This is a genomic window from Dyadobacter sp. OTU695 (assembly GCF_038440355.1).
Lineage (GTDB): Bacteria > Bacteroidota > Bacteroidia > Cytophagales > Spirosomataceae > Dyadobacter.
Window position 1 is genome coordinate 14,163 of sequence record NZ_JASATN010000023.1, and the last position, 13,185, is coordinate 27,347.

The 13,185-nt window shown below is 50.3% G+C and carries 10 protein-coding genes; 8 read left to right on the forward strand and 2 right to left on the reverse strand.

The annotated features are described in order from the left end of the window. Positions 1-621: 621 nt before the first annotated feature. On the reverse strand, positions 622-1,680 hold the full coding sequence (locus tag AAHB90_RS27900; RefSeq protein WP_342088547.1) for a LacI family DNA-binding transcriptional regulator: 1,059 nt from the start codon (positions 1,678-1,680) through the stop codon (positions 622-624). A gap of 185 nt (positions 1,681-1,865) precedes the next feature. Between AAHB90_RS27900 and AAHB90_RS27905 the strand changes: the two genes are divergently transcribed. The 8 genes from AAHB90_RS27905 to AAHB90_RS27940 all read left to right on the forward strand — a co-directional run bounded on the left by AAHB90_RS27905 (position 1,866) and on the right by AAHB90_RS27940 (position 12,493). Beyond that, positions 1,866-3,074, forward strand: a complete 1,209-nt coding sequence (locus AAHB90_RS27905) for a sterol desaturase family protein (protein ID WP_342088548.1) — start codon at positions 1,866-1,868, stop codon at positions 3,072-3,074. A 439-nt stretch (positions 3,075-3,513) separates the two neighbouring features. Next, positions 3,514-6,606 carry a SusC/RagA family TonB-linked outer membrane protein gene (locus AAHB90_RS27910; RefSeq protein WP_342088549.1) on the forward strand — a complete coding sequence of 1,031 codons (3,093 nt, stop codon included), beginning with the start codon at positions 3,514-3,516 and terminating at the stop codon, positions 6,604-6,606. A 24-nt stretch (positions 6,607-6,630) separates the two neighbouring features. Beyond that, positions 6,631-8,226 (forward strand): RagB/SusD family nutrient uptake outer membrane protein, encoded by a 1,596-nt coding sequence (locus AAHB90_RS27915; protein WP_342088550.1) that lies wholly within the window; start codon positions 6,631-6,633, stop codon positions 8,224-8,226. Positions 8,227-8,307: 81 nt separating this feature from the next. Beyond that, complete coding sequence (locus AAHB90_RS27920; protein ID WP_446717938.1) at positions 8,308-9,747, forward strand: sulfatase family protein; 1,440 nt, start codon at positions 8,308-8,310, stop codon at positions 9,745-9,747. A gap of 79 nt (positions 9,748-9,826) precedes the next feature. Next, positions 9,827-10,129, forward strand: a complete 303-nt coding sequence (locus tag AAHB90_RS27925) for a HigA family addiction module antitoxin (RefSeq protein WP_342088551.1) — start codon at positions 9,827-9,829, stop codon at positions 10,127-10,129. 390 nt (positions 10,130-10,519) lie between these two features. Further along, the gene (locus AAHB90_RS27930; RefSeq protein WP_342088552.1) at positions 10,520-11,965 is read left to right on the forward strand and encodes an arylsulfatase; all 1,446 of its coding nucleotides are present in this window, start codon (positions 10,520-10,522) and stop codon (positions 11,963-11,965) included. A gap of 100 nt (positions 11,966-12,065) precedes the next feature. Beyond that, positions 12,066-12,275 carry a hypothetical protein gene (locus AAHB90_RS27935; protein WP_342088553.1) on the forward strand — a complete coding sequence of 70 codons (210 nt, stop codon included), beginning with the start codon at positions 12,066-12,068 and terminating at the stop codon, positions 12,273-12,275. Beyond that, the gene (locus tag AAHB90_RS27940) at positions 12,266-12,493 is read left to right on the forward strand and encodes a Txe/YoeB family addiction module toxin (protein WP_342088554.1); all 228 of its coding nucleotides are present in this window, start codon (positions 12,266-12,268) and stop codon (positions 12,491-12,493) included. The genes AAHB90_RS27935 and AAHB90_RS27940 overlap by 10 nt, the downstream gene beginning before the upstream one ends. 42 nt (positions 12,494-12,535) lie before the next feature. On the opposite strand, the gene AAHB90_RS27945 is transcribed toward AAHB90_RS27940, so the two are convergent. Further along, positions 12,536-13,153 (reverse strand): response regulator transcription factor, encoded by a 618-nt coding sequence (locus AAHB90_RS27945; RefSeq protein ID WP_342088555.1) that lies wholly within the window; start codon positions 13,151-13,153, stop codon positions 12,536-12,538. Between the last annotated feature and the right edge of the window lie 32 nt (positions 13,154-13,185).

Sequence of the window (13,185 nt, forward strand, 5' to 3'; positions counted from 1 at the left end):
CTCCGATTTTGATTTCGGGTACGTACCCGTAAATATACACACATATTTTAATTTACAAGTAATGTGGATTATTGTTTACAGGAAATTTTGTGATGTTCATGGATTTGTGGGAGTAAATATGGTTATGTACGTGAATAGCGATATACGAGGCGTTTTGATTGTGGTTACATGCCTGACGGCATTTTAGAAACGCCAATGCGAATGTGTTTCTACCAATATTACATGCCTAGCGGCATTTTTGGGGAATGCCCGTTGGGAGCAAAATCGCGTAGCGATGTAATGTTGGTAGTAGTCCCGGAACCAGCCTAGGCCGCAAATCCAGTAGGATTTAACGGTGTGTACCTGCAATTTGATTGTCGTTACATGCCTGACGGCATTTTGAAAACGCCAATGCGAATGTGTTTCTACCAATATTACATGCCTGGCGGCATTTTGGGGGAATGCCCGTTGGGAGCAAAATCGCGTAGCGATGTAATGTTGGTAGTAGTCCCGGAACCCGCCTAAGTCGTAAATCCCGTAGGGATGTAACAACGAAAATAGTAAACGTCCTGGTGCAAATCTCAGAATTTGTACACACCATTCGCAGGCATCTGGCCGGCACGAAGGTTGACCTTCGCGCCATTAATTTTGATAAAACGCCTGGTTCTCCTTTGTCACAATATCAATCGGCATGAAATGCGTCTTTTCTACCGGCGCGCCGAGGACGAGCGTCTGGTAGAGTGCCATCAGGCCGCGGTAACCTTGCTCTTCGGGTTTGTGACAGATCAGAAAATCGATGAGCTCCTTGTTCAGGTAGGCGATGTTTTCTTTTAAATAATCATAACCAATCAGCGAAATGTCGGTGCGCTTGCTCTTTTCGAGGAATGCGGCGACGGAAAAAACACGGGAGTTGGTGACGAAAATGGCCTCAATGTCGTCGTGCTCGTGCAATGCACGCGTGAGATCACGGGTGACTGACAGGCTGTCGGTGTCCTTGATGTCGATCCGGATGATCTCGATCGGCAGGTTGTGATCCTTGAAATAGGAGCGGAAACCTTCCTCGATTTGCAGGTAATTATAGCTGTCGGTTTCTTTGGAAATGTTCACGACAGCCACTTTGTGCTTCGCTTTGAGGCGGTAAGTCGATAATTTAGCCCCCACATAACCGCTCTGAAACAAATGCGGGCCGATGTAGCAAAGGTTGTCCTCGTCGGGTACGTCGGAGTCGATGAACACGAACGGTATCTTTTTCTCGCGGCAGGCACGGACGAACTTTCGGGACTCGTCGATGAACGAAGGAGCCAGCAGTACGCCTTTGAAATTACCTCCGAGAATAGCTGAGGCCTGCTCGTTGAATGTGGCCGAGTCGTTCAGATCGAAATAGAAAGTCGTGACCTGTACGCCATATTTTTTGATCTCCGAATCGGCACGGGTAATGCCTTTCATAGGCGCTTCCCAGAAATCGGTTTCCTCCGAAACGCGTGGAATGAGCACGGCCAGCGAGATGATTTTCTTCGAAGCAAGCCGGCTCGCGAGGATATTAGGCTGGTAATCCAGCTCCTTGATAATGTCGTTGATCTTCCTCTTGGTCTTTTCCGAAACGCCCGACCGGTTATGCAATACGCGGTCGACTGTCGCGATGGAGACGTTGGCGCGGCGGGCGATTTCCTTCACGCCGTAGTAGGTATTTTCTTTATCCATCCGGAAAAAAGAGGTTTGGTATCAGTGGTTAATCCGGCAAGCTGACGTACCTGCGTTGTAAAACCACGAATAAAAGGGTTTTACATTTTATTTAACGGTTTTCCTTCAATTTTTTGGCAAATACAATCCTGCATCCAATATTTGTATATATAATCTATTAATTAAATATAGTAAAAGAATCGGTTATGGCGCTGAACTATATGGCATTGGCCGTTCCATTGTTCCTTTTGCTGATCGGAATCGAATACTGGATTTCGAAGCGGCTGGGGCGGCAATTGTTCAATTTCAACAGCTCCATTGCCAACATGAATGTAGGCGTGGCCGAGCGGCTGATCGACATGTTTACGGCCGGTTCGTTCTTCTTTTTCTATGATTACCTGCAAAAAAACTACGGGCTGTTCGAGATCCGGCCGAGCCTGCTGGTTTGGATCGCGCTCATCCTCGCGACCGATTTCGTTTGGTACTGGTACCACCGGATGGGCCACAAGATCAATCTCTTCTGGGGATTCCATGTCGTTCATCACACGAGCGGGGAGTTCAATTACACGGCAGGGACGCGCATTACCATTTTTCAGGCGGTGGTCAGGACTGCCTTCTGGTCGGTGCTGCCGCTGATCGGTTTCCCGGCCCCGATGATCACGACCATGCTCATTGTCCACGGACTTTATCCATTCTTTACGCATACGCAGGTCATCGGTAAACTGGGCTTTCTTGAATACATCCTCGTAACGCCCTCGCACCACCGCGTGCACCACGCGAGCAACGAGGCTTATCTCGACAAGAATTTCGGGGATATGTTCATCATCTGGGACAAGCTTTTCGGGACGTTCGCCGAGGAAAAGGAGCAACCGGTTTACGGCCTCACCAAGCAGCTCGACAGTTACAGTTTCCTCTGGCAGCATTTCCATTTCCTCGTAGAAATATGGTACTCCGCCCAGCAGAAAAAGGGTATTTTGGCCAAATTGAGGGTTATTTTCGGTAGTCCGTCCGATTTCGATCCTGCTGTCCGGCGCATTGTGGAAAAGCGGTTTCTTTCCAAAAACAAGGTACGCGTGCGATCGCAGAAGTTTCGCCGGTATGTGCTTGTGCAGTTCACCATTACCGTAATCACGCTGTTTTTTCTGCTGCTATTTGAACATCAGGAGGAAACCTTCCTGCAAATCATGGTCGCGCTGGTCATTTTCGTGACGCTGATCAACTGCGGGGCCATTATGGAACAGCGCCGCTGGGTATTTTACCTGGAATTTGCACGCGGCGCATTGATCTTCGTAACTGCCTATCATTATTTTCCGCACCCGACATTGCTATTCCTGATCTGGGCAGTACTCATCGGCGGCGTGCTCTATTTCTCGACCCTGCAAAGACAATATTTGCAAACCATCTATGGGCGATGAGTTTAGTTGCTGTTTTAGTATTTTTTTAATGAATTATAGAAATTAACCTTAAAAATTGACTTGTTTGTTAAGAATAAGTAAACGCCGGTTGCTTGTTGATATTTCTCTATTTTACTTTGCCTATATATTTAATAGGATTTATAGTTTGATTAACCCATTTCCCAACCACCAACCTAAACCGACCCATGAATCTCTCCCGACTATTCCCTTTTTGTTGTTGTCGCTAGCCTGCACAGTTTCCCGACACGTTCTTCTTTAACGATTCGATCGCACCGATCCGGCGATCCGGCGATCCGGCGGGCCTGCAATCTAAAAATACGGCCCGTGGTCTACTGTTTGTGGCCGGTCGAAGGCCAAAAAAGCGAACGGTCGTCAACGATCGCTTAACACAGTTGTATGCATTGAATATCCGAACCCAGCCCCATTTTAACTCATTACTATGTTCCAAAATCTATCCAGAAACTCTTTTCTGAGCGGAAACATGCTTGTGGCATTCCTGCTCTTTGGCCTCAGCGCCTACGCCCAGACCGTCGCGGTGAAGGGCACCGTCACGTCCGCCGCCGATAATAGCTCCTTACCGGGCGTCAACATTCTTGTAAAAAACACGCTTACCGGTACCACCACCGATGTGGACGGTAAATTCGAGATCAATGCACCGTCCGACGGCACCCTTGTTTTCTCCGGGATCGGGTACGTTACCCAGGAGGTGGCGGTGAATGGACGCACGGTGATTGACATTAAACTGGCAGCGGATACGAAGCTGCTGGAAGAAGTGGTCGTGGTGGGCTATGGTACCCAAAAGCGGAATGCCCTGACCAACTCCGTGTCGCAAATAAGTGGTGAAACAATTACCAAACGGCCGGTTTCAAATATCCAGCAATCCATGCAGGGCTTAATGCCGGGCGTGACCGTGCTCGATCAGGGTGGTTCGCCGGGTAAATCGAATACCAATATCCGTGTCCGGGGTATTACTACATTTAATATCAATGGCAGCAGCACGAGCGGTTACGATCTGGGTAAAAACGATGCATTGGTGATCGTCGACGGGATCGAGCAACGTCTGAGCGACATTAACCCGGACGATATTGAATCGATCTCCGTTTTGAAAGATGCCTCTTCCACCGCCATTTATGGTTCACGTGCGACAAACGGGGTTGTGCTGGTAACGACCAAGCGCGCCAAAGGAGGCAAGGTACAAGTCGATTACCACGGCTACTACGCCATTCAAAAATCCAATAATGTGCCCAAAATGATGGGTATCGAGGCTTACATGCGCGAGCAGGTGGCCGCGTACACGAATGCGGGCCTGGCCGTTCCGGCGCGCTTCACGGAGCAGTCCATACAGGCGTACGTGAATGCGACCGACCGTGAGAAGTACCCCATGCCGAACACCTGGTTTGAGACCATGCTCCGCTCGGCGCCCCAGCAGAACCACACCATTTCGGTGGCCGGCGGCACGGATGTGATCCGGACGAGGTTAAGTGCCCGTTTTCAGGATCAGCAAGGTGTAATTGCAGGTTATTCCAATAAAATAGGCGAATTCCGCCTCAATACGGACTATACTGTTTCCAAACGATTGCGCGTGAGCGGCGACATCAACTACCGCTATGCCCGTGCGTTGAACCCGACGGTGAACAACACCGGCAACAATCCGCAGCCATTGAACAACTTCTTCCATGGCACATTGTGGGCGGTTCCTAAATACCCGGATGGTACTTACGGATTGAGCACGCAGGGTAATAACCCGTTGATGTTTAATGAGATCGGCGGGCAATCAAGACAGGTGACCGATTACCTGGCTGGTTATGTTAAAGCAGAATTCGACATCGCGGAAGGGCTGACATTCTCTACCCAAATCGCAGGCCGTGGGACATTTACCAACCAGAAAAATTACACCAACTCCTACACCAACACCGACAAGAATACGAACATCACCAAAACCGTGGCGATCAACTCGCTGACCGAGGTCCGGAACACGTTGCGCGAGTACACGCTCAACAACTTGCTTACTTACGAAAAAAGCTTCGGCGATCACGGTTTGAAAGCATTGGTAGGGTATTCGCAGATCGGGAATACCCAAACTTTCCTTTCGGCTTACCGCGAGCGGTTCTATAATAATGATATTGGTTCGATTGGCCAGGGTGCGAATGATGGCACGAAGAGCAACAGTGGAAATGACGCAGAATATGGCTTGCGCTCCTTCTTCGGCCGGGTCAATTATGATTATAAAGAGAAATACCTTTTCGAAGCGAATGCCCGCTACGACGGTTCTTCCAAATTCACCGGTTCGAAGCAATACAGCGTATTTCCTTCTTTCTCGGCGGGATGGCGTATTTCAAAAGAAAACTTCTGGCAGGGGCTTGAAAAGGCTGTGAATGACCTGAAAGTCCGCGGTTCCTGGGGTATCACCGGAAACCAGTCGGTGGATCTGTACAGCTACTATTCCGCATTGACTTCCCTGGGTTACAGCTTCGGCGGCGTGCCGGTGCAGGGTTACCGTCCCACCACGTTGGCGAACACCGGCCTAGGCTGGGAATCGACCACGCAGCTTGACCTCGGCCTGGACGCGACATTCCTCAACAAGCGCCTGACCCTTACAGCCGATTACTACCGCAAACTCACCGACGACATTCTCCTCAACCTCGACATTCCGGCCACGATCGGTTTGAAAGCACCGCCGCAGAATGCAGGATCGGTGGAAAACAAGGGTTGGGAGTTCAGCCTGAATTACCGGGGCGCAGCCAGCTCTTCGGGTTTCCGGTACAGCCTGGGTGGTAATTTGAGTATTAATGAAAACAAAGTAACAGACCTGAAAGGCACCGGGCCGTACATTACCGGTTCCGATATCGACCCGCGCTATATCATCGCAAAAGGGCTTCCGATCAACACGCTTTGGGGTTACCAGACCGACGGGTTGTTCCAGACACAGCAGGAAATCAGCGAATACAAAGCCACCTATGTTGCCAATACCAAGCCGGGCGATGTGAAATATGTAGACCGCAACGGTGACGGCAAGATTAATGCCGACGATATGACGGCGATCGGTAACTCGTTCCCGAAATACACATTCGGATTGAATACCGACTTTTCGTACAGAGGTTTTGACCTGAGCATTCTCTTCCAGGGTGCGGCGAAAGTGGATGCCCGCCTAGCCGGTGCATTGGCCGAAATGGGTAACCAGGAAGGTTTTACCCACGAGATTTACACCAACGATTACTGGACGCCCGAGCATACCGGCGCCCGTTTCCCACGCCCGGTGAAGTTTGACCTGCGCAATGTCGCTACTTCGGACCGGCTCGTGATCGACGGCTCTTACCTGCGGCTGAAAAACGTGCAGCTGGCCTACAACATTCCTTCCGAAATCGTGAACAAGCTGCATGTAAGCCGCATTCGCGTTTACACTTCGGCGACCAACCTGCTCACATTCTCGAAACTGAATGAATGGAACCTCGACCCCGAAGTTCCGTCCGGCCGTGCCGTGTATTTCCCGCAGACAGCCCTGTACACATTTGGTTTGAACCTCTCATTCTAACCGGCCGCTAAAAGCATTTGATCTATGAAAACAAATACATTTAAACATACCATTTACGCAGGGATCGCTGTTTTGACGCTCAGTCTGGCTTCCTGCGACTCGGGCCTGCTCGAAACTGTGCCTAACGACCGTCTTTCGGAAGATTTGTTCTGGAAAACGGAGAACGATGCCAAACTGGCCGTGAACTCACTTTACACGGACCTGGACAGTACGACGGCTGTGACCTGGGACGGCATTACCGATCTGGCGCATACCAACCAGAGCTTCAACGTGGCCGCCTACATTGAGGCGGGCAGCTATGACGCGACGAGCTCGGTGATTTATGATGAATGGAAACGTGCTTACCGTGGCATTCGCGGCGTGAATTATTTCCTGGAAAATGTCGATAAGGTACCGAGCACAAACACCGCATTGCTCAACCAGCTGAAAGGCGAAGCGAAGGCATTACGTGCCTATCATTATCTGAAACTGGCCGGATTGTTCGGCCCGGTGCCGTTGGTAACCTCGTCGATCAGCATCGATGAAGGTCGGGCATTGACGAACACACCGGTAGAGGAAATCTGGAATTTTGTGGAAAAAGAACTGACCGAAGCTGCCGCATTGCTGCCGGCCACTTATGGTGCTGCGGATAAAGGCCGGTTTACCAAAGGTGCCGCCCTGGGCCTGCTCGCACGTGCGGACCTGTACGCGGCACGTTACCAGAAATCCGCCGATGCGGCCGATCAGGTGATCAAGTTGGGTGTGTATGGTTTATATGATTCTTATGAAAAACTGTTTAGCTATGCGGCGGAGAACAATAAGGAGGTTTTGCTGGACAAACAGTATTTGAAAGATGTATCTCAAAACAACGTCTTCAACTTGCTCGCACCTTACAGCCAGAAAAATGCGCAAAGTACTTATGTTCCTACAAAAACGTTGGTAGATACTTACGAAACGCTGGCGGGTAAAAAGATCACCGATCCTTCGAGTGGTTACGATCCTGCGAAACCTTATGTGAACCGTGATCCGCGTCTGAAATTCTCGGTTTTCCTCGAAGGCGATGCATTACCCAGCGGCATTACCTTCCAGCCCCGCCCGACGAGCGGAACAGCCGATGCGATCGGGAGTACTTACATTGCTTCTACCACGGGTTTCAATATTAAAAAGTATATCAATACCGAAGATTTTGCCAACCCAACCAACAGCGGGATCAACATCATCCTGCTCCGTTACGCCGAAGTATTGCTGACTTATGCAGAGGCGAAAATCGAGCTGGGGCAAACTGACGCAAGCGTGCTGGCTGCGATCAACCAGGTACGGAACGGGCGTTCGGACGTGAAACAACCTTCGATAGCAACAGGCACACAAGCGGCATTGCGCGAGATCGTGCGCCGCGAGCGGACTGTGGAACTGGCATTTGAAGGGCAGCGGATATTCGATATCCGTCGCTGGAAAATCGGGGAGCAGGTGATGAACGGGCCGGTATTCGGCATTACTTATCCGGATGCAAGCGGTAAACTGGTTACGGTGCAGGCCGCTTCATCCGACCGTGTGTTCGATGCGAGCCGTCATTATTTGTGGCCAATCCCGCAAAAGGAGCGGGATTTGAACCCTAATCTGAAACAAAATCCGAATTGGTAATTACTTTTGGAATAACGCGATGGCACCGGCGGGACGCCGGCGCCATCGCGGCTTATATTTACCTAAAACCAACCTTCAAATATGTTTAGAGTACTTTCGCTGTTGCTGGTATCGGTGGGCATTTGCCTGTTGATGGCCTTTCAATCCGAAAAACCGGCGGCAAAAACACCCAACATCATCCTGTTCTTCATCGACGACCTCGGCTATGGCGACTTATCCGTCAACGGCGCATTGGGTTACAAGACCCCCAACCTGGATAAAATGGCCGCGGAAGGCACGCGTTTCACCAATTTTATGGCCGCCCAGGCTGTGTGCAGCGCTTCCCGTGCCGCATTGCTGACAGGTTGTTATCCCAACCGTTTGGGTATTTCAGGGGCATTCGGACCCAATGCAGGTGTAGGATTGAACCCTAAGGAAGAAACGATTGCGGAACTTGTGAAAGCACAAGGCTATGCGACCGGTATTTTCGGGAAATGGCATTTGGGCAGCGATCAGGAGTTTTTGCCATTGCAACAGGGCTTCGACGAATATTACGGGGTGCCTTACTCGCACGACATGTGGCCGCTGCACCCATGGCAGGAACGCGCCAAATACCCGCCATTGCACTGGATCGACGGCAACAAGCAGGTGAAAGAGATCAAAAACCTCGAAGATGCCAGCGAACTGACACCAGTGATTACCGAAAAGGCTATTTCATTTATCAAAAGGAATAAAAACAAGCCATTCTTCCTGTACGTACCGCACCCGCTGCCGCACGTGCCCCTGGCCGCCTCCGCGAAATTCCGGGGCAAAAGTCAGCGCGGTATTTTCGGGGATGTGATGATGGAACTCGACTGGTCGGTAGGGGAGATCATGAAAGAGCTGAAAGCGCAGGGACTGGATAACAATACCCTCGTCATTTTCACGAGCGACAATGGCCCCTGGCTCAACTACGGCGACCATGCAGGCTCAGCCGGCGGTTTCCGCGAAGGCAAAGGAACTTCTTTCGAAGGGGGGCAGCGTGAGCCATGCATTATCCGCTGGCCGGGAGTAGTCCCAGCAGGACGGGTGTCGAACAAGCTGCTTTCAAACCTCGACGTGCTGCCGACCATCGCCAGACTCACCGGCGCCAAACTGCCCAAAGAAAAGATCGACGGCCTCGATTTCACTGCATTGCTCAAAGGCGACGAAACCCAGACGCCACGCGAAAGTTTCCTGTACTACTATCGCAAAAACAACCTGGAAGCCGTCCGCAAAGGCGACTGGAAGCTCATTTTCGCCCACCCTGGCCGTACTTATGAAGGCTCATTGCCCGGCAAAAACGGACAGCCAGGCCCGGCGCCCGAAGACCATCAGTTCCCTAAAGCATTATACAACCTCGCCCGCGACCCAAGCGAGCGCTACGATGTGCTGGAACAAAACCCGGAAATCGTGGCCGAACTGGAAAAAATAGCCGACGCGGCACGGGAAGATATGGGAGATGATTTGCAGCAGAAGACAGGAAAAAACGTTCGGGAGATCGGGCGTACCATTAAAAAATAGCGGATAGTATTTTCAGCAGTGATGTGAGTATTACTGCTGAAAATATCAGTAACCCTCTGGGTGACACGCTATATAAGTTATGGAAAGTGAAATGAAACCTGTGCATCCCGGTGCCGTTCTGCGGGAGGACATTCTGAAAGAAATGAATATCTCCGTCACGCGGGCGGCCAGGGAGCTGAATGTGAGTCGTAAGCAGCTCTCGGAAGTTGTCAATGAAGTAGCTGCGATATCGGCGGAAATGGCGGTGAGATTGGAAAGCGGCTTTGGTGTAAGTGCAGAATTCTGGCTGGATATGCAGAAAAAGTATGATATCTGGCGCGTCAGGAAGAGTGGTCGGGGTCAAGGCATTCATCCGATTACATCCGTCGCCGGTATCAGATAATTTTTTTTAACGAATTCATTTTGGACTTGTTTGTTTAATCGTTTTATCTTTACTTTGTCTATCAAACAAGTAGATTATATCGATTCTTCGATTCGCAATATTCAGAACGTATCTGCTTTTCCGATACCCTAAAAGACAGTCCTGGCGCGACTTGCCGGAATTTTCGGTGGTTGTCAATTCATGCTGGTCGTCCGGGCTGTCGTAGGGTATCGGGAACAAAGATACATCGCATTTCGCTTTTTGTCCTCTGCACTTCCGGTTTTTGTAAATCTGCTCTCAAAACGGTCTAAGCAGGTACTTTTCCCCAATTTTAAAGGCACTGGCCTCGTTTAATTCAAGTAATCCTAGGGTTGCATTGTCTTTCTGAAGTATATTAACCTACTCCCCAAAATGAAAAAGTATTTGTTTCTGGTTACCCTCCTGAGCTCTTCGTTCCTTTACCACCGTTCCCAGGCCCAGGCGCCGAAGCCTACCCGCCCGAACATCGTTTTTATCCTGGCCGATGATCTGGGATACGGCGATGTGGGTTTCAACGGTCAAAAATTAATCAAGACGCCTAACATCGACCGGCTTGCCCGGGAAGGGATGATATTCAATCAGTTTTATGCTGGTACTTCTGTATGCGCGCCGTCGAGGTCGTCGCTGCTTACCGGGCAGCATACGGGGCATACCTACATCCGCGGTAACAAAAGTGTGGAGCCGGAAGGCCAGCAGCCGATTGCCGATTCTGTGGTGACGCTTGCGGAAGTATTGAAAAAGTCGGGATACGTAACGGCGGCTTTCGGCAAATGGGGATTAGGACCGGTAGGGTCAGAAGGCGACCCCATTAAGCAGGGTTTCGATCGTTTTTACGGTTACAATTGCCAGAGCCTCGCGCACCGTTATTACCCGGAGCACCTTTGGGATAACAGTAAAAAAGTCCTTTTGGAAGGAAATAAAGCCCTTATTCACAATAAAGAATATGCACCGGACCTGATCCAGAAAAAAGCGCTCAGCTTCGTGGATGCGCAGGATGGTAAGCAGCCTTTCTTCCTGTTTTTGCCCTACATTCTGCCCCACGCCGAGCTGATGGTGCCGGATGACAGCCTGTTTCGGTATTACAAGGGCAAATTTGAAGAAAAGCCGTACAAAGGAGCGGATTACGGTAAAGGAGCGACAGGCGGCGGCTATGCTTCACAGGAATTTCCGCACGCTACATTCGCGGCGATGGTGGCGCGCCTCGACCTGTATGTAGGCCAGGTGATGAACAAATTGAAAGAGAAAGGGCTGGATAAAAACACGCTGGTGATCTTCACCAGTGATAACGGCCCGCACATTGAAGGTGGGGCCGATCCCAATTTTTTCAACAGCAATGCAGGCTTTCGTGGTGTGAAGCGCGATTTGTACGAAGGCGGCATTCGCGAGCCATTTGCAGCGCGCTGGCCGGCCGTTGTTAAACCGGGCTCAAAAAGTGATTATATAGGTGCATTCTGGGACATTCTTCCCACTTTCGCAGAACTGGCAAATGCATCGGCACCGCGTAACATCGATGGCATTTCATTCACCGACGCGCTGAAAAGCAAACCGACACAGAAAAAGCATGATTACCTTTATTGGGAATTCCATGAGCAGGGCGGAAGACAGGCCGTACGCCAGGGCAACTGGAAAGCGGTGCGGCTCAAAGCGGCTGGCAACCCCGACGGCCTGGTCGAGCTCTACGATCTTTCAAAAGATCCCCAGGAAAAGACCAACCTCACCCCCCAATTCCCCGACAAAGCCAAGGAGCTGGGCCAGATTATGAATCGGGCGCACGTTTCATCGGCTATTTTCCCATTCGGAAGCCTGGCGACGAATTGACGTCATGCAGAAGCGCTGAGCATGGTTGAAATGATCAGCGCTTCTGCGACAAGTAAGATTGTAAGAAAATCGGTATATTTGATTTTAAATCGATTGGAATATGGCCACATTAATCATTGAGGGCGAGAACGATCAAATCGCGACTGTAAAAGCGTTTCTTGAAACTGTCGGAATCCGTTTCCGGACAGAGCAGGACGCTACTGACTATCTACTCAGCAATTCCTCTAATACTACTGAACTTTTAGACTCCATCAGAGAAGCCAAGGACGGAAATACCTTGAAACTTGGCCTCGATGATATATGGAAATAGCGTTCACCCCGAAAGCATTATCGCAGCTCAATTATTGGAAGCAAACCGGAAACGAAACCATTCTCCGGAAGATTCGCACATTGCTTGAATCGATCTCAGAAACGCCATTTTCAGGACTAGGTAAGCCTGAACCACTCAAACATCAATTATCCGGATACTGGTCGAGACGCATTAACGACGAGCATCGGCTGGTGTATTGTGTGGAGCGAATAAAGTGATTGTCGTTCAATGCCGCTTCCATTACCCCAAATAGTATCCCCCTATATCAGCCCCAACCCCGCGGCCAGCTTGATCAGCGAAGCGGTATTCGATACTTCGAACTTTATCAAAAGATTTTGTCGATGGCTGTTTACCGTAGTGACACTGATGAATAGCTGTTCTGCGATTTGTGGGTTGGTAAGTCCTTCGGCAATCAGAACTAATACTTCCTTTTCGCGGCGGGTCAGGAATGGTAACGTTTTTGGAGCCGTGGAGGGCGTTACCTGGTCGAATTGCACGTTCATAAAGTAGCCGCCGGCCTGTACCTGCGCGATGGCTTCGAGGATATCTTCCTTGCCCGAGCTTTTGATCAGATAGCCGGATGCCCCGTTCTGGATCATGCGAGAGACGTACGCCCGTTCGTTGAATGTGCTCAATGCAAGTGTTTTTACCTCCGGAAACTGATCTTTCACCTTCTTGCATAGGTCGATACCGCTGATGTCGGGCAGGTTAATATCGAGGAATGCAATGTCGACTTCGTTGCTTTTCAGGAATGCGATGGCATCGATCGCGTTGGTGGCCGTTCCGACCACTTTGACTCCTTCCGCGTCGGCGAGCAGCGATTTCAAGCCTTCCAATACCAGCGGGTGATCGTCTACGATGAGGATTTTGACACTCATAGTTCTTTTATTAAGGTTAAAGCCGTTTCCGG